Raw genomic sequence first — 266 nt, forward strand, 5'->3', positions numbered from 1 at the left:
GGCTGATCACGCGCCCGGCGCACCACGCCGACCACGATAACGACCAGGAGTGTTTCCTGGTCAGCCAGCGCAGCGGTTACTCGCAAATCGTCCAGAACGGCCAGACCCTGCAACTGGCCCCCGGCGAGATGCTGCTGATGGATTCGGTGGGCTCTATCGAAATCACCCCCTTCGGCCTGATTGAACATGCCTCGCTGTCCCTCGCGCGCGCCGAGGTCTGCAAACACGTGGGCGGTGATGCACGTGCCTTCGGCAAGATCTCCTCG

The 266-nt window shown here is 63.5% G+C and carries 1 pseudogene; it reads left to right on the forward strand.

The features are described from left to right. Nucleotides 1-266, forward strand: a pseudogene (locus SB765_RS30340) (transcriptional regulator FeaR); the annotation flags it as partial.

Source organism: Pseudomonas sp. SIMBA_067, from assembly GCF_046534675.1.
Classification (GTDB): Bacteria; Pseudomonadota; Gammaproteobacteria; order Pseudomonadales; family Pseudomonadaceae; genus Aquipseudomonas; species Aquipseudomonas putida.